General features: G+C 66.3%; 21 protein-coding genes. 12 read left to right on the plus strand and 9 right to left on the minus strand.

What is annotated here, in order from left to right; genetic code table 11:
* Nucleotides 1–5 precede the first annotated feature (5 nt).
* The 4 genes from phoU to C8J44_RS09105 all read left to right on the plus strand — a co-directional run bounded on the left by phoU (nucleotide 6) and on the right by C8J44_RS09105 (nucleotide 2,851).
* A complete protein-coding gene (gene phoU / locus C8J44_RS09090; RefSeq protein WP_056057297.1) occupies nucleotides 6–695 on the plus strand; it encodes a phosphate signaling complex protein PhoU in 690 nt (229 codons plus the stop codon).
* A complete protein-coding gene (gene phoB, locus C8J44_RS09095) occupies nucleotides 695–1,387 on the plus strand; it encodes a phosphate regulon transcriptional regulator PhoB (RefSeq protein WP_055873047.1) in 693 nt (230 codons plus the stop codon). The genes phoU and phoB overlap by 1 nt, the downstream gene beginning before the upstream one ends.
* 127 nt (nucleotides 1,388–1,514) lie before the next feature.
* Nucleotides 1,515–1,856 carry a hypothetical protein gene (locus C8J44_RS09100; RefSeq protein ID WP_056051466.1) on the plus strand — a complete coding sequence of 114 codons (342 nt, stop codon included), beginning with the start codon at nucleotides 1,515–1,517 and terminating at the stop codon, nucleotides 1,854–1,856.
* Between the two features lie 95 nt (nucleotides 1,857–1,951).
* A complete protein-coding gene (locus C8J44_RS09105) occupies nucleotides 1,952–2,851 on the plus strand; it encodes an SDR family NAD(P)-dependent oxidoreductase (RefSeq protein ID WP_121904242.1) in 900 nt (299 codons plus the stop codon).
* 75 nt (nucleotides 2,852–2,926) lie between these two features.
* Here the strand turns inward: C8J44_RS09105 and C8J44_RS09110 are convergent, their stop codons facing one another.
* Entirely contained in the window at nucleotides 2,927–3,283 is a 357-nt protein-coding gene (locus tag C8J44_RS09110; protein WP_121904243.1) for a PilZ domain-containing protein, read from the minus strand.
* Nucleotides 3,284–3,389: 106 nt separating this feature from the next.
* Nucleotides 3,390–3,800 (minus strand): phasin family protein, encoded by a 411-nt coding sequence (locus C8J44_RS09115; protein ID WP_121904669.1) that lies wholly within the window; start codon nucleotides 3,798–3,800, stop codon nucleotides 3,390–3,392.
* Nucleotides 3,801–3,942: 142 nt separating this feature from the next.
* Here C8J44_RS09115 and C8J44_RS09120 point away from each other — a divergent pair, with 142 nt between their 5' ends.
* The 6 genes from C8J44_RS09120 (at nucleotide 3,943) to C8J44_RS09145 (ending at nucleotide 11,623) form a co-directional block, all read left to right on the plus strand.
* Complete coding sequence (locus C8J44_RS09120) at nucleotides 3,943–4,557, plus strand: TetR/AcrR family transcriptional regulator (protein WP_121904244.1); 615 nt, start codon at nucleotides 3,943–3,945, stop codon at nucleotides 4,555–4,557.
* A gap of 310 nt (nucleotides 4,558–4,867) precedes the next feature.
* Nucleotides 4,868–5,266 carry a hypothetical protein gene (locus tag C8J44_RS09125; protein ID WP_093400325.1) on the plus strand — a complete coding sequence of 133 codons (399 nt, stop codon included), beginning with the start codon at nucleotides 4,868–4,870 and terminating at the stop codon, nucleotides 5,264–5,266.
* On the plus strand, nucleotides 5,263–6,540 hold the full coding sequence (locus tag C8J44_RS09130) for an efflux RND transporter periplasmic adaptor subunit (protein WP_404969192.1): 1,278 nt from the start codon (nucleotides 5,263–5,265) through the stop codon (nucleotides 6,538–6,540). The genes C8J44_RS09125 and C8J44_RS09130 overlap by 4 nt, the downstream gene beginning before the upstream one ends.
* 126 nt (nucleotides 6,541–6,666) lie before the next feature.
* Complete coding sequence (locus C8J44_RS09135; RefSeq protein ID WP_121904245.1) at nucleotides 6,667–9,843, plus strand: efflux RND transporter permease subunit; 3,177 nt, start codon at nucleotides 6,667–6,669, stop codon at nucleotides 9,841–9,843.
* A 10-nt stretch (nucleotides 9,844–9,853) separates the two neighbouring features.
* The gene (locus tag C8J44_RS09140) at nucleotides 9,854–11,266 is read left to right on the plus strand and encodes an efflux transporter outer membrane subunit (RefSeq protein ID WP_121904671.1); all 1,413 of its coding nucleotides are present in this window, start codon (nucleotides 9,854–9,856) and stop codon (nucleotides 11,264–11,266) included.
* A gap of 87 nt (nucleotides 11,267–11,353) precedes the next feature.
* A complete protein-coding gene (locus C8J44_RS09145; protein WP_056051483.1) occupies nucleotides 11,354–11,623 on the plus strand; it encodes a hypothetical protein in 270 nt (89 codons plus the stop codon).
* A 43-nt stretch (nucleotides 11,624–11,666) separates the two neighbouring features.
* Here C8J44_RS09145 and C8J44_RS09150 read toward each other — a convergent pair whose 3' ends face one another.
* A complete protein-coding gene (locus tag C8J44_RS09150; RefSeq protein ID WP_056052971.1) occupies nucleotides 11,667–11,942 on the minus strand; it encodes a hypothetical protein in 276 nt (91 codons plus the stop codon).
* A gap of 124 nt (nucleotides 11,943–12,066) precedes the next feature.
* Here C8J44_RS09150 and C8J44_RS18460 point away from each other — a divergent pair, with 124 nt between their 5' ends.
* Nucleotides 12,067–12,219, plus strand: a complete 153-nt coding sequence (locus tag C8J44_RS18460) for a hypothetical protein (protein ID WP_168371620.1) — start codon at nucleotides 12,067–12,069, stop codon at nucleotides 12,217–12,219.
* Nucleotides 12,220–12,281: 62 nt separating this feature from the next.
* A complete protein-coding gene (locus C8J44_RS09155; protein ID WP_121904246.1) occupies nucleotides 12,282–13,355 on the plus strand; it encodes a lactonase family protein in 1,074 nt (357 codons plus the stop codon).
* An 8-nt stretch (nucleotides 13,356–13,363) separates the two neighbouring features.
* On the opposite strand, the gene C8J44_RS09160 is transcribed toward C8J44_RS09155, so the two are convergent.
* From C8J44_RS09160 to C8J44_RS18465, 6 genes are all read right to left on the minus strand, one after another.
* Nucleotides 13,364–13,633: a hypothetical protein gene (locus C8J44_RS09160; RefSeq protein WP_147453162.1), complete on the minus strand. Its 270-nt coding sequence runs from the start codon at nucleotides 13,631–13,633 to the stop codon at nucleotides 13,364–13,366.
* 100 nt (nucleotides 13,634–13,733) lie between these two features.
* A complete protein-coding gene (locus C8J44_RS09165; protein WP_121904248.1) occupies nucleotides 13,734–15,278 on the minus strand; it encodes a DHA2 family efflux MFS transporter permease subunit in 1,545 nt (514 codons plus the stop codon).
* 274 nt (nucleotides 15,279–15,552) lie between these two features.
* Entirely contained in the window at nucleotides 15,553–16,716 is a 1,164-nt protein-coding gene (locus tag C8J44_RS09170; RefSeq protein WP_121904249.1) for an efflux RND transporter periplasmic adaptor subunit, read from the minus strand.
* Complete coding sequence (locus C8J44_RS09175) at nucleotides 16,713–18,125, minus strand: efflux transporter outer membrane subunit (RefSeq protein WP_121904250.1); 1,413 nt, start codon at nucleotides 18,123–18,125, stop codon at nucleotides 16,713–16,715. The genes C8J44_RS09170 and C8J44_RS09175 overlap by 4 nt, the downstream gene beginning before the upstream one ends.
* Entirely contained in the window at nucleotides 18,122–18,595 is a 474-nt protein-coding gene (locus C8J44_RS09180; protein WP_121904251.1) for a MarR family winged helix-turn-helix transcriptional regulator, read from the minus strand. Before C8J44_RS09180 ends, C8J44_RS09175 begins: the two co-directional genes overlap by 4 nt.
* 83 nt (nucleotides 18,596–18,678) lie before the next feature.
* Entirely contained in the window at nucleotides 18,679–18,840 is a 162-nt protein-coding gene (locus tag C8J44_RS18465) for a hypothetical protein (protein ID WP_156359358.1), read from the minus strand.
* Nucleotides 18,841–19,289 lie beyond the last annotated feature (449 nt).

Genomic DNA, 19,289 nt, shown 5'->3' on the forward strand with positions numbered 1-19,289 from the left:
CGACCATGAACACGCATACGGTCAAGGCCTTCGACAACGACATCGGCGAGCTCCGCGGGTTGATCTCGCAGATGGGCGGGCTCGCCGAGGACGCGATCGACAAGGCGATGCAGGCGCTGCAACGCAACGACCTCGCGCTCGCCGAACAGGTCCGCGTCGCCGACAAGCAGATCGACGTCATCGAGGCGGAGGTCGAGCGGCTCGCGGTGCGGATCATCGCCCTGCGCGCACCGATGGCGGTCGATCTTCGCGAGGTGGTCGCCGCGCTGAAGATCGCGGGCGTCGTCGAGCGGATCGGCGATTACGCCAAGAATATCGCCAAGCGCGTGCCGATGATCGAGAGCGAGCACCGGATCGAGCCGATCTCGATCCTGCCCGCGATGGGTCGGATGGCGAGCGAGATGGTTCACGACGTGCTCGACGCGTTTGCCGCGCGCGACCCCGAGGAAGCCGTCCGCGTCGTCGAATGCGACAATGCGCTAGACGATTTCTACGACAGCATATTTCGCACGCTCGTCACCTACATGGTCGAGAACCCCAGGACGATCGGCCAGGTCGCGCATCTGCTGTTCGTCGCCAAGAACCTTGAGCGGATCGGCGATCACGCGACCAACGTCGCCGAGATGGTCTATTTCGCCGCGACCGGCACGCAGATGGTCGATCGCGAACGCGGCATAAAGAAGGAGCAGGCATAATGGCGCGCGCAAAGATGCTGTTGGTCGAGGACGACGCCGCCCTCGCCGAATTGCTGGTCTGGCATTTCAAGCGCGAGGATTTCGAGATCGCGCATACCCCCGATGGCGAGGAAGCCTTGTTGCTCGCCAAGGAGAAGGTGCCCGACATCGTCCTGCTCGACTGGATGGTCGAGGGGCTGTCGGGGATCGAGGTGTGTCGTCGCCTGCGTCGCGCGCCCGAGACGCAGAACGTGCCGATCATCATGCTCACCGCGCGTGGTGAGGAAGAGGATCGCGTGCGGGGGCTGGAGACCGGCGCCGACGATTACGTGACCAAGCCCTTCTCGCCGCGCGAACTGGTCGCGCGCGTCGGGGCGGTGCTGCGCCGCGTCCGCCCTGCCCTCGCCGGCGAAGCGCTCAGCTATGCCGACATCGAGATGGACACGGTCGGCCACAAGGTCCGTCGCTCGGGCGAAGTCGTGTCGCTCGGACCGACCGAGTTTCGTCTGCTTAAGCATTTCCTTGAGCATCCGGGCTGGGTGTTCTCGCGCGAACGGCTGCTCGATGCGGTCTGGGGCCATGATTCGGATATCGAGAGCCGCACGGTCGACGTGCACATCCGGCGGTTGCGGAAAGCGATCAACGTCGGCGAGCGTCCGGACATCATCCGCACCGTTCGTTCGGCGGGCTATTCGCTCGACACGGGCGGCTGAACCGCTGTCCCGATATGGGTCTAGCGGCGGGCCGAATGGAATCGGTTGCGAAACGAAGGACCCAAGCGCGACTTAGTGCGTTCAACCGTCGCGCTACCAAAATGGTGCACCCATTTAGGAGATTCGTATGAAGTCCATTCTTCTCGCCGCCGCCGCTCTTCTCGCGACGCCCGTGATCGCCCAGACGGCTCCGGCCGATCCCGCAGCGCAGACGGCACCCGCCGATCCCGCAGCGCAGGCCGCACCCGCCGACCAGGCGGCACCGGCACCTGCCGATCCGGCAGCGGCAGCACCCGCCGATGCCGCCGCGCCGCCGGCCGCACCGATGGCGCCCCCCGCACCGCCAGCAGGTGCAGGCAAAATCGTCTTCGGTCAGCCGACCGTGACGCCTCCGACGCCCGCACCGGCCGACTATCCGGTCTGCTCGAAGACGGTCAAGGACGGCTGCCGCAACCGCGGCGGCAAGTAAGTCCGGCGGCAAGCGGCGGGTGATCCTGCCGCTTGCCTAGCTGGCTTTACGTTCTAGGAAAGGCGCTCCAACTATAAGAGAGGGGCGCCTTTTCCATGTCTATCAGCTTTGAAAATCGAGTCGCGATCGTTACCGGTGCAGGCGGCGGCCTTGGCCGGGAATATGCGCTAGAACTCGCGCGGCGCGGCGCCAAGGTGGTCGTCAACGATCTCGGCGCCTCGCGCGACGGTACCGGCCATTCCGACGCCGCACTGAAGGTCGTCCAGGAAATCGAAGCGGCCGGCGGCGAGGCGATGTCGAACGGCGGCAGCGTCACCGACTACGACCAGATGATCGAGATGGTCGCGCGTGCCTCCGAGAAATGGGGCGGCGTCCACATCCTCATCAACAACGCCGGCGTGCTGCGCGACAAGAGCTTCGCCAAGATGGAGCCAGCCGACTTCAAGTTCGTCGTCGACGTCCACCTCAACGGCTCGGCCAACGCCACCAAGGCGGTGTGGGACACGATGCGCAGCCAGAATTACGGCCGCATCCTGATGACCGCGTCGTCGACCGGTCTGTTCGGCAATTTCGGGCAGGCCAACTACGGCGCCGCCAAGCTAGGTCTTGCCGGCCTTACCAAGACGCTCGCGATCGAGGGCGCGAAGAACAACATCAAGCTCAACACGATCGCCCCGACCGCGGGCACGCGGATGACGCAGGACATTTTCCCCGAGGAAGCGTTCAAGGCCTTCTCTCCCGACAAGGTCGCCCCCGCCGCGGTGTTCCTGGTGTCGGAGGATGCGCCCACCAACATGATAGTCGGCGCCGGCGCGGGTGTGTTTCAGGCGGCGTACGTGACGCTGACGCAGGGCAAACTGCTGACCGGTGACGATCTGTCGGTCGAAGGGGTCGCCGCGCACTGGGACGCGATCATCGACCGTGTCGGGGAAATCGTTCCCCAGTCGGGGTCGGAACAGTCGATGAGCATCCTGGCCAAACTACAGGGTCGCTAGAATTCCTGCACCCGTGCATCGCCGTCGGCCACGGACGACACGGCATGTGCGGTGAGAGGCCTTATTCCGCTCGAGTCATTTGGCGTAAGGGTCGTTCAACGCCGCCAGCCAGCCGGCGGAGGGTGGGGCAATGACATGCCCTGCCACCCGTCGCGCCCTGGCAAGCGCGAGATCGATCGGTTCGTGGAACCGTAATCCGGCAAGGCCCGCCCTCACCCACATCACATCGGCGGCCATATGCTCGACCCTGCCGATCACCAGCACGACCACGTCGCCTACGGCCATTTTGACGGGTTGCACGATGCACATCCCCATCTCGGAGATGTTGGTCACCCGGTGAGCGGTACTACCCGCTCGGCCGGCCTGAAAAACATCCGCACTCAACATGACGCTGGTCCGCGTCGCCCGTCCAAGGAATGTCGAAGGTTGCATCGCTCACGTCTGCAGGAGTGCGGGAGATGATCGGAAGCCTTTCAGCTCCAGACCGAACCAGGACACCCTGCCCAACAAGACGTCCCGGACCGACATACGGCGACTGTTACGTGTCGCCGTTCCGCAGCGGCGCGACCGCATCCTTGCCGAAGCGCATGATCAGTTCGCCGATCTCGCGGGCCTGGCTCATGCTGCGCTGGCTCTGCTCGCGCAGATAGTCGCCCTGGATCTTCAGGACCTGCTGAAGGTCCTTGGCGCTCGCCGCCTCGCGCATCGCGGTGAACGCTTCGCGCGCGTTCTGCTCGGCCTGATCGATCATCGTCTTGCCGATCGTCGCGCTGCCCTCGGCGATCTTCTCGCCCGATTGCTTCATCGCCTCGCCGGCACGCTTGGCGGGCTCGGCGACCTTCTCGGAAAAGCTGGCCCGCGCGGTGTCGGCGCCTTCGCGAATCCGGTCGGCGGTCGCTTTCGCATAGTCCGCACCCTGATCGATCGCGCTTTTGACTTCGTCGGCCATGATCTCGTTCCTTTCGATTCCACCGGTCACGGCTCTTTCAACCGGCACGTGCCGCAATGGTTGCACAAACGAAACACCGATCGCCAGTATGATCTTGCGGTAACTGGACCTTTTGACGCGTCCGCCCTATATACCGACCGGTATGAATAGGCTTTGCACGCTCACCGCCCCCAAGGGCCGCCCCCGCGAGTTCGATCTCGACCAGGCGTTGGCGGGTGCGCTGCGCGTATTCTGGCGCAACGGCTACGAAGGCGCGTCGATGGCGGAACTGACCGCCGAGATGGGGATCACCAAGCCCAGCCTCTATGCCGCGTTCGGCAACAAGGAGGCGCTGTTCCACAAGGCGCTCGACCTCTACGAGCGCGAGAAGTTGGCCTATATGACGTCCGCGCTCGACGCGCCGACCGCGCGGGCCGTAGCGGAAAACCTGCTCCGCGGTGCGTTGCAGATGCAGATGAGCACCTGCGATCCCAAGGGTTGCCTGAGCGTCATCAGCAGCGTCGCGTGCAGTGCGGAAGCCGAGCCGATCAAGGCCGAAGTCGCCAAGCGCCGCGCGTCGTCCGAAGCCGCGCTGATGAAGCGGTTCGACGAAGCCAAGGCCGCGGGCGAGTTCCCCGATGGGCTCGAGTCGCATGCACTGATGCGCTACCTGTTCGCGATCATGCAGGGACTGTCGATTCAGGCCGGCTCGGGCGCTAGCTGCACCGAACTCCAGCAGCTCGTCGAGACCAGCATGCTCATGTGGCCAACCAAATAGACACGGTTTCTACCGCGCCGCGGGAAAAAATACCGGCCGGTACAAAAGTCTGTTGACTAGATGAACGTCAGGTTTATATACCGACTGGTATCGAAGCTCTCTCCTACTTCGGATGGGGCAGCCGGGGACACCAACCCATGACCACGGTTAAAACTTAGGCTTCGGCCGAACTTTCGACAATTCCAAGCGGGCAAGCGCGGCACGGTGATGTGCCGGCAACGACCGCGCGCGCCTCGCGACCAGCTGACGTCGGTGGACCGTCCACCGACGAAGGCCAGCGCTTGCCCAAGATCAAAAGGGGGACAATCCCATGGCCTATCTCGACCTCGACAACATGTTCGCTTCGCCCGTCACCAGCCGCACGCAGGCCGTGGCAGCCCCTGCCCCGACTGGCTTCTCCGCGCTGGAATGGAGCGTCATCGCGCTCGCCAAGCGCGACACGTTGCGTAGCCTGTCCGGCCCGAGCCGCATGTCGCGCGCAATGGGCAGCCTGTTCGGGCTGAGCACGGCGTCGCGGCTCGCCGATCCCCGGCTCGAGGCGCTGCGGCGGATGGCCGTGTACGCCTGGCGCCGCGGCTTTGCGCTGCCGATGGCCGAGATCCAGGGTTTCCTCGCCGCCGGATTTGCCGAGGCACAGATCGAAACGCTCGTCGAGAGCGTGACCGGCATGCGCGTCGGCATCCAGCAGAAGCGGAGCATCGCAGCGTGAACCAACTTACCACGATCACGGCCGCGAACGACGCCGACGTCGTCGCGTCGCCGCCCGCGGACCGTCACCGACGGCCGACCTGGCAGCGCGGCGCGATGGTGCTCGTGCCGATCGCGCTGCTCGGTGCGGTCGGCGTGAAGCTGTTCGATCATCCCGACGCGGCGATGGCGGCACCCCCGCCCGCCTCCGTCACGGTCGCGTCGCCGCTCGTCCGGCAGGTCAGCGAGTGGGACGATTATGTCGGCCGCTTCGCACCGAGCCGGACGGTCGAGATCCGTCCGCGCGTGGCAGGCGAAGTCACCGGCATTCATTTCCGCGACGGCGAAATCGTCAGCAAGGGGCAATTGCTCTTTACGATCGACTCCCGCCCGTTCGCCGCAGCTTTGGCTGAGGCACACGCCAACGTCGCGAGCGCCGGCAGCGCTCTGTCGCTCGCCCGTACCGATCTGGGTCGCGCCCAGCGACTGGTCGCCGACGAAGCGGTCTCGGCCGGCGAAGTTGACGCCCTTCGCGGCCGGCTCGAAGCAGCCCAAGCCGCGCTCGCCGCAGCGCAGGCTCGCGAACGCGCTCGCGCGCTCGACGTCGGCTTCACCCAGGTTCGCGCACCGATCGGCGGTCGTATTTCCGATCGCCGCGTCGATGCGGGCAACCAGGTCGCGGGCGGCGAAGGCACCGGCGGCACCGTGCTGACGACGATCAACGCGCTCGACCCGATCTACTTCACGTTCGACGGCTCCGAGGCGCTGTACCTCAAGACGCAGCGCGCACGTCAGCCGGGTGCGACGCCGGCCGCGGTCGAGATCCAGTTGCAGGACGAGACCGAGCATCGCTGGAAGGGCAAGCTCGACTTCACCGACAACGGACTCGACCAGCGCTCGGGTACGATCCGTGGTCGCGCGGTGCTCGCTAACCCGGGGTATTTCCTGACGCCGGGGATGTTCGGCAACATGCGCCTCGCGAGTGCGGGGACGCGGCAGGCTCTGCTGGTGCCCGACGATGCGGTGCAGACCGATCAGGCGCGGAAGGTCTTGCTGACGATCGATGCGAAGAACGTCGTGAGCCAGAAGCCGGTCGAGCTTGGGCCGGTGGTCGATGGCCTGCGGATCGTGCGCTCGGGGATCGGGCCGAACGACCGGATTATCATCCAGGGTACGCAGATGGCGATGCCGGGTGCCACGGTTGCGCCGAAGGTCGGCCGGATCGTGATCGCCTCGGGAACGACGGCGCCAGCCTCGGTCCAGCCCATCTCCGGTGAGGCCACGCTCGCCAGATAACATCGTCATCCTGACGAAAGTCAGGATCCAGAGTTCGAAACGTCACGCTGTTGGCTCTGGATCCTGACTTTCGTCAGGATGACGGGGCGTGCGCGGACGGATCGCCCCTCTACCGAGGAAATTCCCATGCGCTTCTCGCGCTTCTTCATCACCCGGCCGATCTTCGCGGGCGTGATCGCGGTGATCATCACGATCGTCGGTGCGATCGCCTACATGACGCTGCCGGTGTCGCAATATCCCGACATCGTCCCCCCCACCGTCACCGTCAGCGCGACCTATCCCGGCGCCTCGGCCGAGACGGTTGCCGAAACCGTCGCCGCGCCGATCGAGCAGGAGATCAACGGCGTCGACAACATGCTGTACCAGTCGTCGCAATCGACCGGTGACGGCAAGGTCACGATCACCGTCACCTTCAAGATCGGCACCAACCTCGACGCTGCCCAAGTGCTCGTCCAGAACCGCGTCGCGGTCGCCGTCCCGCGCCTGCCCGAAGACGTCCAGCGTCTCGGCGTGGTGACGCGCAAGACGTCGCCCGACTTCCTGATGGTGGTGAACCTCGTCTCGCCCGACAACTCGCTCGATCGCGGCTACATCTCCAACTACGCGCTGACGCAGGTCCGCGATCGCCTCAGCCGCATCGACGGCGTCGGCGACGTGCAGCTGTTCGGCGCGCGCGATTACTCGATGCGCGTCTGGATCGATCCCGGCCGCGCCGCCGCGCTCGACCTCACCGCCGGCGAGATCGTCGCGGCGTTGCGCGCGCAGAACGTCCAGGTCGCCGCGGGCACGCTCGGCCAGCCGCCCTATGACAAGGGCAACAGCGCGTTCCAGCTCAACGTCGAGACGCAGGGCCGCCTGACCGATCCCAAACAGTTCGCCGACGTCGTCATCCGCACCGATGCGCAAGGCCGCCAGGTCCGCGTTTCGGACGTCGCGCGCGTCGAACTCGGCGCGCAGGATTACGGCGCGAATACCTATCTCAGCGGCAAGCCCACGGTCATCGCCGCGGTCTTCCAGCGTCCCGGCTCGAACGCACTCGGCGCGGCACAGGCCGTCACCGCCGAGATGGAGAGCATGTCGAAGCGCTTCCCCAAGGGCCTCGAATACAAGGTCATCTACAACCCGACCGAGTTCATCGCGCAATCGATCGACGCGGTGAAGCACACGCTGTTCGAGGCGATGGTCCTCGTCGTGCTCGTCATCCTCGTCTTCCTGCAGAAGTGGCGCGCGGCGATCATCCCGATCGTGGCGATCCCGGTCTCGCTGATCGGCACCTTCGCGGTGCTCGCCGCCGCCGGGTACAGCCTCAACAACCTCTCGCTGTTCGGCCTCGTCCTCGCGATTGGCATCGTCGTCGATGATGCGATCGTCGTGGTCGAGAATGTCGAGCGCAACCTCGAACACGGGCTCTCCCCCTTGGAGGCGGCGCGTACGTCGATGGACGAAGTGTCGGGCGCGCTCGTCGCGATCGTGCTCGTGCTGTGCGCGGTGTTCATCCCGACCGTGTTCCTCACCGGCCTATCGGGCGCGTTCTACCGTCAGTTCGCGGTGACGATCTCGACCGCGACGATCATCTCGCTGCTGATCTCGCTGACACTGTCGCCGGCACTCGCCGCGATGCTGCTCAAGCCAACCGCCCCCGCCGACTCCGGCAACCGCCTGACCCGCACCGTGCGCCGCGCTGGCGACGCCTTCAACCGCGGGTTCGAGCGGATGAGCGACAGCTATGCCCGCCTCACCGCGCGCTTGGTCACCGCGCCGCGCCGGATGATGATCGCCTATGCCGCACTGATCGCGGTCACGGTCGGCGTGTTCACGATCACGCCGTCGGGCTTCGTCCCCGCTCAGGACCAGGGCTATTTCCTGACCGTCATCCAGCTTCCGCCGGGCTCGTCGGTCGCACGCACCGACGCGGTCATGCAGAAGGTCGCCAAGCGCATCCTGCCGCTCGCCGGCGTCAAGGGCGCGGTCATGCTCGCGGGCTTCGATGGCCCCTCGCAGACGCTCGCGCCCAACTCGGCGGCCGCGTACATCCCGCTGAAGAGCTTCGAGGAACGCAAGAAGCTCGGCGTCACCCTCGCGAGCATCATGGCGGAATCGCAGAAGGCGACCGGCGACATCACCGAGGCACGCCTGCTGATCGTCCCGCCACCCTTGATCCAGGGCATCGGCTCGGCCGGCGGCTACCGCCTGATGGTGCAGGACCAGGGCGGCCACGGTTACGCCGACCTCGGCAAGACGAGCTACGCGCTGATCGGCCAGGCGAACCAGACCAAGGGTCTCGCCCAGATCTACACCTTCTTCGACACCGCCACCCCGCGCATCTTCGCGGACGTCGACCGCGCCAAGGCCAACCTCTTGGGCGTTCCCCCGGAGCGCGTGTTCGAGGCGTTGCAGGTCTATCTCGGCTCGGCGTTCGTCAACGACTTCAACCTGCTGGGTCGCACCTACCGAGTCACAGCCCAAGCCGACGCACCGTTCCGCAACACCACCGCGGACATCGCCAACCTCAAGACGCGCTCCAACTCGGGCCAGATGGTCCCGGTCGGCTCGGTCTCGACGTTCAAGGACAAGACCGGCCCGTACCGCGTCGTCCGCTACAACCTCTTCCCCGCGGTCGAGGTCGATGGCGACACCGCCAAGGGCTATTCCTCGGGCCAGTCGCTCGTCGCGATGGAGAAGCTCGCCGATGCGACGCTCCCCGCGGGCTACGCGCATGAATGGACCGGCATCGCCTATCAGCAAAAGGCCGCCGGCAGCACCGCCGCGCTCGTCTTCGGCATGGCGGTGGTGTTCGTCTTCCTCGTGCTCGCCGCACAATATGAGAGCCTGACGTTGCCGCTCGCGATCATCCTGATCGTGCCGATGTGCCTGCTCGCGGCGATGACCGGCGTGAACCTGCGGGGCATGGACAACAACGTCCTGACGCAGATCGGCCTGGTCGTGCTGATTGCGCTCGCCGCGAAGAACGCGATCCTCGTGGTCGAGTTCGCCAAGCAGGCCGAGGAACAGGACGGCCTCACCCCGGTCGAGGCCGCAGTCCGCGCAGCGAAGGACCGGTTGCGGCCGATCCTGATGACGAGCTTCGCGTTCATCCTCGGCGCTGTGCCGCTGGTGATCGCGACCGGTGCCGGTGCGGAACTCCGCCAGGCGCTCGGGACCGCGGTGTTCTTCGGGATGATCGGCGTGACCGGGTTCGGCCTGCTCTTCACCCCCACCTTCTATGTCGTCGCACGAGCGCTGGCGCTGCGGTTCGAACGCCGCCGTCCCGCCCCCGCCGCGACCCTTCAGCCAGCCGAATAGGACCAGCATCATGAAGTCCGCCCTCCTCGCGAGCCTTTCGGCGCTGACGCTCGCCGCGTGCGCCGCCGGCCCCGACTATGTCGCACCGATCACTCCCCCCAAGGCGGCCGCATCGTTCGTCACCGCGAATGCCGCAACCGTAACGACCGCGCCGGATAACGACTGGTGGAGGATGTACCGCGACCCGGTCCTCGACGGCCTCGTCGCGGACGCGCTAGCGGCGAACACCGACCTCCGCGTCGCGGTCGCGCGGCTCGACAGCGCCCGCGCGTCGTTGCGCGGCGCCAAGACCGACCGCGAACCCCAAGTGAACGCGGGCGCGAGCGGCAACTACGCCCGCACCTCGCAGCTCCAGAACCTGCCCGGTCTCGACCGCGAGCGTGCCACCTACGACGTAGGCCTGGACGTCAGCTACGAGGTCGATCTCGCCGGCCGAGTCCGCCGCAATGTCGAAGCAGCCCGCGGTGACGTCGGCGCCGCGCAGGCCGATGCGGATGCCGTCCGCGTCTCGATCGTCGCCGCCACCACCCGCGCCTATGTCGATGCAGCCTCGTCCGCCGAACGCCTCGCGGTCGCGCGGCGGATCGTCGACCTGCTCGACAAGTCGAACACGCTGACCGGCAAGCGCGTCGACGCCGGTCGTGCAGCCCGCCTCGACCAGGTCCGGATCGCAGCCTTGCGCGACCAGCGGGCCGCCAACATCCCGCAGATCGAGGCCGAGCGCCAAGCCGCGCTCTTCCGCCTCGCCACGCTCACCGGCCGCACCCCGCAGGACCTGCCCGCAACCGCCGGCGCGCGCACCACCACGCCGCGCCTCGACCAGCCGATCCCGATCGGCGACGGTGCGGCGCTGCTAGCACGCCGCCCCGACGTCCACGCCGCCGAACGCCGGCTGGCCGCCGCCACCGCGAGGATCGGCGTGCAGACCTCGCAACTCTATCCGCAGATCTCGCTCGGCGGTTCGATCGGCTCGACCGCACTCAGCGTTGGCGACATCTTCACCGGCGGCCCGATCCGCTGGCTGCTCGGCCCGCTGCTGAACTGGTCGCTCAACCAGTCCGCCGCGCGCGCGCGCATCGCCGGCGCCGAGGCGGACTCGCGTGGCGCGCTCGCTAATTTCGACGGCAGTGTCCTCACCGCGCTCGAGGAAACCGAGACCGCGCTGTCGAACTACGCCCGCGAACTCGATCGCCGCACGCAGCTACAGTCCGCACACGACAACGCCGCCACCGCCGCCCGCATCACCCGCGCCCGCCAGCGCGAAGGCCAGATCGACTTCCTCGACGTCCTCGACGCCGAGCGTACGTTGGCGGATACGGATACGGACCTGGCCGCAGCCGACGCGCGGATCGCCGGCGCGCAAGTCGACCTGTTCCGTGCGCTGGGCGGTGGCTGGCAGGCACCGACCCCGCGCCCCGTCTGATGCGCGTCGCACCGTGCCGCAATAAACCGGCGCGTTAACACTCTATAAAGCAACCGACAGCAAACCCGCGGTCGAAGCGGAGACATTATGACCGACGATCACGCGGCGACGCGCACGCAGGCATGGCAGGCGCAGGTGGCCTATCATCGCAGCCGTGCCGAGCAGGAACAGCGGCTAGCCAGCCGGTCGCGTACGGATGCCGGACGTGCGGCGCATCAGGCGCTCAGCGAGCGTCATCTGCAACTAGCGGCGTCCGCCGAGCTGGTAACTGATATGCCCGACCCCGAAATGCCGCGCAGCACGTCGCTGCACGATACCGGCAGGCTTATCCGCGAGAGTTACAGCGAGGCGGGATAAGCGCCTCGGACGATGGCGGCGGCGATAGTGGTGGTGGTCGCCCTCAAGCGATGTCGTCGATAGCGTCGATGTCGATCTTGCCGAGGTTGATGCCGTCGTACAGCGCGAGCAGCGCGGTGACTTCCTCGACGACGGTTTCCTGTTCGGCGCGCCAGCGTGCGGTCGCATCGTTCTGCGGCACGCCGTCCATCCCGTCGTGCAGCGTGAACCCCTGATCGATCAGCCAGATCGCATCCGACGCACGCGATCGCTGCCGTCGCAGGTGATACACCCATTGCTCGATGATCCCCGAAGGAACCAGTCTGTCCAGATCGCCCATCGGCTCGCGGTAGGACAACGCTATCAGCAATACCAGCCTGCCACGGCACGGAATATCGCGGATTTCGGGGCGTTAACCGTCTTGGGACATTGGCCGGAAACATCGCGGGTCCAGCAGGGCGGCAATGGATCTTCTCCCGCATCCCTCAATCATCGAACGCCGCATGGACGACCAGTCCGTCCTCGCCCGCCGCGCGCCGAACACGCTGATCGCAGAGATGCACCGCGATCTCGCCAGGCTGTACCGCGAGCAGCTGGTTGCTCTGCTGACGATCTGAACCGGGCGGACCGCGCGATGATCCGAAGCGACCGCGCGGCAAAACCGCGATAGACGCTCGCCATGACCTTCGCTGAAGCCCGGCCCGAACCCTCTTCCACCCCCGCCTCCCTGTCGGGGCAGCTATGGATCGGAACCTATGCGGGCGGCGGCGGCGCGGGCCTATACCCGCTTTCGATCGAAGCCGATCGTTTGGTAATCGGTGCCGCGGATGCCGTAGCGCGCAACGCATCGTTCGGCGTCTATTCGTCGCGGTTCGATGCGCAGTATCTCGCCGACGAGCAGGACGACGGCGCGCTCGGGGTCTATCGCCAGGCATCCGACGGATGGCGCATGCTGGCCTCGTCGAGCAGCGGCGGCGCAGCACCGTGCCATGTCGCGCTCGACCGGACGCAATCCTGTATCGCCATCGCCAATTACGGCAGCGGCACCACCGCGCTGTACCGCCTGGACGCAGCAGGGCTCCCGATCCTCACGGCCGATACCCATAAAGCTGTCGGCCACGGCCCGGATCGCGAACGGCAGACATCGCCGCACGCGCATTGGGTCGGCTTCGGTCTCGATAACCGGTTTCTGTATGTCGCCGATCTCGGCGCGGACGTCGTGCGCGCGTTCGCCGTCGACGTAAAGTTGGGCACGCTTGGAACACCGCGCATCGCCTTAATCGCACCGCCCGGATCGGGGCCGCGGCACATGCTGTTCACCGCTGCGCATCCGGGAACCGCGTATCTGATCTGCGAGCTGTCGAGCACGCTGATGATCCTCGATGTCGACGGAGCAGATCTGCGCACGCGGGCGACACTGTCGACGCTACCCGCGGGCTGGCGGGGCGCGACCATCGTCGCGCATATCGACGCGAATGCCGCAGGCGATCGCCTCTACGTGTCCAACCGCGGCCATGACAGCATAGCGGTCTTCGCGCTCGATCCGAACGGCGACGCCACGCTCGTCCAGCATGTCGCGAGCGGCGGCGCGTCGCCGCGGTTTTTCACGATGATCGATGACGGCCGGCGGATGGTCGTCGCGCACGAACGCGATCACCGCGTCACGATCCTTGACGTGCGGCCGGACGGGACGCTCGTCCCGACCGACCTTGCCGTCACCGTTCCCGGCGCGACGTTCGCCTTCGTCCGCTGACGCCTTTGTTAGCTGACGCTGGCGATCAGCATCGTCAGTTCGTTGCGAACCGGATCGATCCCGACCGCTGGCGTGGGCTTCGCGATCCGGCGCTTGCCGGGATAGGATGCCTGCACCGCGTCGCACAGGTCGCGGACCGAGACGCGGACGCAGGCGCCCTCGTCGCAGACCAGTCGTGGCTTGCTCACGGCCGTCAGGCACACGCGCTCACCGGCCAGGGCCGGTGCGCCAGCGAACAGCAGGCACGCAACAGCGAGCCGCGAAGCGGTTGTTTTCATCGTCATTTGGTCTGGCCCCCCACAGGCGTTTCAGAAGTCGTGACTGCCTTATAGGACACACTCGTTTCGATTGTGTTTCGATCATGCTTAATATCGTTCGTCAGTCCGCCGCGATCGGCCCTTCCTGCGGGGTCGGACGGCGCGTGAACCAGACGATCGCGATCAGCGCCACGCACAGCCATGCCGACACGCGGAAGATGTCGGTCGACGCCAGCAGATACGCCTGCCCGACCATCTGCCGGGTGATCGCTCCTGCCGCCTGGACATCGGTCAGCCCCATCCGCGTGAGTGCACCCCGCGCCAGCTGATAGGGCGATCCCGACCCGACCGCTTCGGACAAATGCGACTGGTGCAGCGTCTCGCGGCGGTCCCATGCCGTCGTGATCAGCGACGCCGCGAAGCTGCCCGCGGTAATCCGCGCGAAGTTCGAGATGCCGGTCGCCGACGGCAGCCGCTCGGCCGGAATCCGGTCGAACGAGATCGTCAGCATCGCGAGGAAGAACGTGCTCATCGCGATCCCCTGCACCAGCATCGGCAGCATCAGATCGTAGAAGCTCGCATAGGTCGTGTAGCCCGAGCGCAGATAATAGGAGTAGCCGAACGATGCGAACGCGACCGTCGCCAGGATGCGCGCGTCGATCTTGCCGCTGAGCCGCGCGACGAACGGCGTCAGGATCACCGCCACCGCCCCCGACGGTGCCGCGACCAGCCCCGCCCAGGTCGCGGTATAACCGAGCTGCGTCTGCAACCAGAGCGGCAGCAGCAGCGTATTGGCGAAGAACACCGCATAACCGAGGCAGAACGCGATCGTGCCGATCGCGAAATTGCGGCTCTTGAACAGCGTCAGGTTCACCGCCGGATTGGCGTCGGTCAGTTCCCAGATCAGCCAGAAGACGAACCCAACCGCGGCGACGAGCGCGGCGATCACGATGCGCTCCGAGGCGAACCAGTCGTCGTTCTTGCCGAGATCGAGCACGATCTGCAACGCGCCGACCCACACCACCAGCATGATCAGCCCGACCTGGTCGATCGGCAGTTTGCGCGTCGGCGTGTCGCGTTTGCCAAGCTTGTTCCAGCAGACGAACGCGCAGAACATCCCGAACGGCACGTTGATCAGGAAAATCCAGCTCCAGTGATAATTGTCGGAGATATAGCCGCCCAGGATCGGCCCCATGATCGGCGCGACCAGCGTCGTCATCGACCAGATGCCGAGCGCGGTGGATCGCTTGTGCGCCGGGAAGATCGCGATCAGCAGCGCCTGGCTACCGGGGATCATCGGTCCGGACACCGCGCCCTGGAGGATGCGGAAGCCGATCAGCGACGGCAGGTCCCACGCGATCCCGCACAGGAACGACGCGATCGTGAACAGGAACACCGAGACGCAGAACGTCCGCACCACGCCGAACCGGCCCATCAGCCACCCGGTCAGCGGCACCGCGACGCCATTGGCGACCGCAAACGCGGTGACGATCCAGGTGGAATTGTCGCTCGAGACGCCGAGGTTGCCGGCGATCGTCGGCAGCGACACGTTGGCGATCGTCGTATCGAGTACCTGCATGAACGTGCCCAGCGCGAGCGCGAACGCGGTGAGGGCGAGCGAGCCACCTACTAACGGTGCGGGACCGGGGCCCGAGGGGGCGGCCATCAGGTGGCGCTCCGGTGAGCAGAATACATCCCAACTAGGCCACCACCCCGGCGAAGGCCGGGGCCCAATTGGGGAACGCTCATGAAAGGGGACGGTGTTCGGTTACAGCCACCTTTCCAATTGGGCCCCGGCCTCCGCCGGGGTGGAGCAGATAGCAGGCAGGCACGACGCCCACTTGTTTCCCCGCGAAGGCGGGGACCCAGACTGGACTCCCGCCTTCGCGGGAGAACAAGGAAGCGGGAACCCGTCCTGCCTAATGATCGCCGCCCCAACATCACCGGTTAGCCGCGATGATCTGGCGGATCTTCGCCTCGACCGCGGGGTCGCCCCCGCCTGTCGCCAGCCCCTTGTAGGCAGCCGCCGCCGGCCGCCCAACCATCGTCCCCGACTTGTCCGCGGTAGATACGGTCGCGTTGACCGACAGCCCCACCCGCAGCGGATTGCGCCGCAACTCGCCCTTGTCGAGCGCGATCCGGACTGGCACGCGCTGGGTAATCTTGATCCAGTTGCCGCTGGCGTTCTGCGGCGGCAGCAGCGCGAACGCGTTGCCGCTACCCGCGCCCAGACCCACGACATGCCCGTGATAGACCAGATCGTCGCCGTACATATCCGCGGTCACCGTCGCCGGCTGGCCGATCCGCAGATCGCGCAACTGCGTCTCGCGGAAGTTCGCGTCGACCCACACCCGGTCGAGCGGCACCACCGCCATCAGCGGCATTCCCGCCGACACCTGCTGCCCGAGTTGCACCGTGCGCTGCGCGACGACGCCGTCGATCGGCGCGACGACATGCATGTGGCTGCGCGTGATCGCCGCGCGTCGATACGCCGCGATCGACGCCATCACCGCGGGGTTGGTCGACACGGTGGTACCCGCGACGCCGCTGCGCGATTGCACCTGCTGGCTGCGCGCAAGTTGCAGCGTCGCCGCCGCCACCTTCACCTGATCGGCGGCATGGCTCAATTCCTCGCCTGAGATCGCGCCTTCCGCAGCGGCACCCCGACGCCGCACCAAGTCGTTCCGCGCGCGCGCCAGTTCGGCCTCGGCCTGGACCACCGCCGCGCCGGTTTCGTTGACCTTGGAGAAATCCGACCGGGTCGCACGCACTGCTCGCGCGAGCTCCGCTTCGGCGGATGCCAGCCCGACATCGGCGGTCGCCGCGTCGAGGTCGATCAGCGGCTGCCCCGCCTTCACCATCTGCGTGTTGTCGGCGTGGATCGCGGTCACCTGCCCAGGATCGCGCGCGGTGATTGAGACGACGTCGCCCGCGACATACGCATCGTCGGTTTCCTGCTCGGGCGCCGCGAGGAGGAAGTGGAACACCGCCCACACGATCACGCCGACCAGCACGATGATACCGAGGATCGTCAGCCCCAGCTTGCGCCCCCGCGGATTGCCGGCAGGCGCAGCAGCAGCCGCGTGCGTTTCGGTATCGGTCATCGTGTCACTTCCTGAAAATCGAAACCGCCGCCCAAGGCCAGCACGAGTTGCACCCGCTGTTGCGCCGAATTCGCGGCGAGGTCGGCATCGGCCTGTTCCGCGGCGAGCAAGCGTACATCGTTGTCGACGAGGTCGAGCCGGTTATCGAGACCGCTGGAGACGCGGATCGCGTTCAGCCGCCCGGTCTCAGCATAGCCGCGTACCACCTCGCGTTGGCGCGCACGGTCGGCCTCCAGCGCACCGATCCGCGCGACCGCATCGGCGGCTTCGCGCACCGCCCCGATCACGCGATCGTTGTAATCCGCGGTCGCCAGATCGAGCGCCGCGGTCGCCCCCGCCAGCCCCGCCTTCAGTCGACCATTGTCGAAGATCGGCAGATGGATCGCCGGACCGGCGCCCACCGTCCCGGCACCGAACGATACCAGATTGCCGAGCCCGACCGCCTGGAACCCCGCCATCGCAGCCAAGTTCACGTTGGGATAAAAGGCCCGCCGCGCGACCTGACGCCCCGCCGCCGCCGCGTCGATCCGCGCCTGAGCGGCAGCGATGTCGGCGCGCCGTGCGAGCAAATCCGCCGGCACCGTCTTCGGCAACGGCAGGACCGCATCGAGCTTCAACGCCGTCGCCCCGATCGTCGCGGGGTAGTCGACACCGCGCCCGGCGAGCGCCGCCAGCGCGTTCTTAGCTAACACCTGAGCCGCCTGCGCACGCAGCAACGCCTGCTGCGCCTGCGCCAGCAACGTCGTCGCCGCCTGCGCATCGAGCTTGCTGCCGAGCTTGTTGCGGATCCGCACATTGACCAGCCGCAGCGTATTCTGCCGCGTCGCGATCGTCCGCTGCGCGATCGCCGCCTGCGCTTCGGCGCGCTCGAGATCGATATAGGTCTGCACCACCGCCCCCGACAGCGCCAACCGCGCCGCCGCGACGTCGAGCGTAGCGGCGCGTACCGACGCACGCGCACCCGCGATCGCCGCCTTCTGACGCCCGAACAGATCGAGGTTCCAGCTGAGGTTGGCGGCGACCGTCCCGACGAACTGGGTCGTTCCTGCGTACGGCGGCGGAATGGTGTAGCGGCCGCTCAGCCGCGCATATTGCTCCTGCGCGTCGAACGTCACCTCGGGGCCGTTGTCCGCGCGGTTGGTCGACAGCACCGCCTGCGCCTGCGTGACCCGCGCCAACGCGGCATCGAGCGTGGGATTGCCCGCCACCGCATCGTGCACCAGGCGATCGAGTTGCGGATCGCCGAATCCGCGCCACCAGTCCGCCGCGACGACCGGCGCCGGCTCGGCGGACAGACCGAGCGTCGAGGGTGCGATCGGCGCCACGACGGTCTCGGATGCAGGCACCGCGCATCCCGCGAGCATCCCCGTCAGCAGCGAGGTCGCAAAAATCCGGTTTCGAGCAGTCATGGTCGACGACCTTCCGTAAGAGCATCGTCCAGCGTCGTGCGGAGTTTCTGCAGGAGGCCAATCAAGGTATCGATCTCGTCCGATGCCCAGCCCTGGGCGAGCAGGACGTTCCAATAGGCGACGATCCGGTCGCGACACCGGATCGCGATCGCTTCGCCGTCGGGAGTCAGTTCGAGATTGAGTACGCGGCGGTCGTCGTTCGCGCGCGACCGCGTCACCCATCCGCGCTGCTCCATCGTATCGACGAGCCGGGTGCTGGCGCCCTTGTCGTAGGACAGGTCGCGCGCGAGATCGGCGCAGGTCGACGACCGTCCGGCGAGAAGCGACATGAGCGCAGACCACTGCGTTCCGGACACGCCTTCGTCGACGAAGATCGGTTCGATCAAACTCTGTCCGATCTGGTGGACGCGCCGCGACAGATAGCCGAGCGAGCATTCCGGGCCGAATTCCGCGGGCGTGAAAAAGTCCATATGGTTGCCATGACAACCATTGCCTCGGCAGTCAATTGCGAACTGCGCTTGAGGACGTCGGGCCGCCGCCGACGACCGCAGACTTACGCCGCGAGCGTGGCGATCCGTTCCTCTGCGCACAGCAGGCAATCGTCCAGCTTCGCGCCGAGCATGAATTCCTGCTCCGAGTCGGCGATGTCGCGCGACTCGTTGATAAGGCGGCTGATAGCCGTCAGGCGTTCGATAGCTTGATCTGCGCTTCGCATCGGACTTCCCCCTATTCGCTTGCCTATGTCAGGAGTGCCGGACCGGCACCCTTCGCTCGTTTAGCCGCCACTTCCCCTCGCAGGACTTGCTCAGCATCGCCACGTGCCGATCGGCAATGCCGAGGACGGTCGATCACGACATTATAGGACGCGAGTTAATGAAGCGGACATGCCAAACCTTATCTTTGTCATAGTAATTGATCAAGATTTCAAAACAAGCCTGATAATTCCAAGACATCGATCAAGCATAGTTGGGATTTCAGGCGAGACCTCAACGGCTATCCCGCGCATAAACCATAATATTTGTTAGTTCTGAAAGAACTATCCAATATCAATATCATCTTTTCATCAGGCAACAATACGCGCCCGCATTGATGGTCGGACGAAAGATGCCGAACGTCGCGCCCGAGTCGGAATGCCAATTCGGGATCGGAACGCATAACGAAAAG

The organism is Sphingomonas sp. PP-CE-3A-406, assembly GCF_003688625.1.
Lineage (GTDB): Bacteria > Pseudomonadota > Alphaproteobacteria > Sphingomonadales > Sphingomonadaceae > Sphingomonas.

What these genes read in the sequence shown, in the direction of transcription:
- phoU (WP_056057297.1), top strand. Translation starts at nt 6, where the DNA reads ATGAACACGCATACGGTCAAGGCCTTCGACAACGACATCGGCGAGCTC.
- phoB (WP_055873047.1), top strand. Translation starts at nt 695, where the DNA reads ATGGCGCGCGCAAAGATGCTGTTGGTCGAGGACGACGCCGCCCTCGCC.
- C8J44_RS09100 (WP_056051466.1), top strand. Translation starts at nt 1,515, where the DNA reads ATGAAGTCCATTCTTCTCGCCGCCGCCGCTCTTCTCGCGACGCCCGTG.
- C8J44_RS09105 (WP_121904242.1), top strand. Translation starts at nt 1,952, where the DNA reads ATGTCTATCAGCTTTGAAAATCGAGTCGCGATCGTTACCGGTGCAGGC.
- C8J44_RS09110 (WP_121904243.1), bottom strand. Translation starts at nt 3,283, where the DNA reads ATGCAACCTTCGACATTCCTTGGACGGGCGACGCGGACCAGCGTCATG.
- C8J44_RS09115 (WP_121904669.1), bottom strand. Translation starts at nt 3,800, where the DNA reads ATGGCCGACGAAGTCAAAAGCGCGATCGATCAGGGTGCGGACTATGCG.
- C8J44_RS09120 (WP_121904244.1), top strand. Translation starts at nt 3,943, where the DNA reads ATGAATAGGCTTTGCACGCTCACCGCCCCCAAGGGCCGCCCCCGCGAG.
- C8J44_RS09125 (WP_093400325.1), top strand. Translation starts at nt 4,868, where the DNA reads ATGGCCTATCTCGACCTCGACAACATGTTCGCTTCGCCCGTCACCAGC.
- C8J44_RS09135 (WP_121904245.1), top strand. Translation starts at nt 6,667, where the DNA reads ATGCGCTTCTCGCGCTTCTTCATCACCCGGCCGATCTTCGCGGGCGTG.
- C8J44_RS09140 (WP_121904671.1), top strand. Translation starts at nt 9,854, where the DNA reads ATGAAGTCCGCCCTCCTCGCGAGCCTTTCGGCGCTGACGCTCGCCGCG.
- C8J44_RS09145 (WP_056051483.1), top strand. Translation starts at nt 11,354, where the DNA reads ATGACCGACGATCACGCGGCGACGCGCACGCAGGCATGGCAGGCGCAG.
- C8J44_RS09150 (WP_056052971.1), bottom strand. Translation starts at nt 11,942, where the DNA reads ATGGGCGATCTGGACAGACTGGTTCCTTCGGGGATCATCGAGCAATGG.
- C8J44_RS18460 (WP_168371620.1), top strand. Translation starts at nt 12,067, where the DNA reads ATGGATCTTCTCCCGCATCCCTCAATCATCGAACGCCGCATGGACGAC.
- C8J44_RS09155 (WP_121904246.1), top strand. Translation starts at nt 12,282, where the DNA reads ATGACCTTCGCTGAAGCCCGGCCCGAACCCTCTTCCACCCCCGCCTCC.
- C8J44_RS09160 (WP_147453162.1), bottom strand. Translation starts at nt 13,633, where the DNA reads ATGAAAACAACCGCTTCGCGGCTCGCTGTTGCGTGCCTGCTGTTCGCT.
- C8J44_RS09165 (WP_121904248.1), bottom strand. Translation starts at nt 15,278, where the DNA reads ATGGCCGCCCCCTCGGGCCCCGGTCCCGCACCGTTAGTAGGTGGCTCG.
- C8J44_RS09170 (WP_121904249.1), bottom strand. Translation starts at nt 16,716, where the DNA reads ATGACCGATACCGAAACGCACGCGGCTGCTGCTGCGCCTGCCGGCAAT.
- C8J44_RS09175 (WP_121904250.1), bottom strand. Translation starts at nt 18,125, where the DNA reads ATGACTGCTCGAAACCGGATTTTTGCGACCTCGCTGCTGACGGGGATG.
- C8J44_RS09180 (WP_121904251.1), bottom strand. Translation starts at nt 18,595, where the DNA reads ATGGACTTTTTCACGCCCGCGGAATTCGGCCCGGAATGCTCGCTCGGC.
- C8J44_RS18465 (WP_156359358.1), bottom strand. Translation starts at nt 18,840, where the DNA reads ATGCGAAGCGCAGATCAAGCTATCGAACGCCTGACGGCTATCAGCCGC.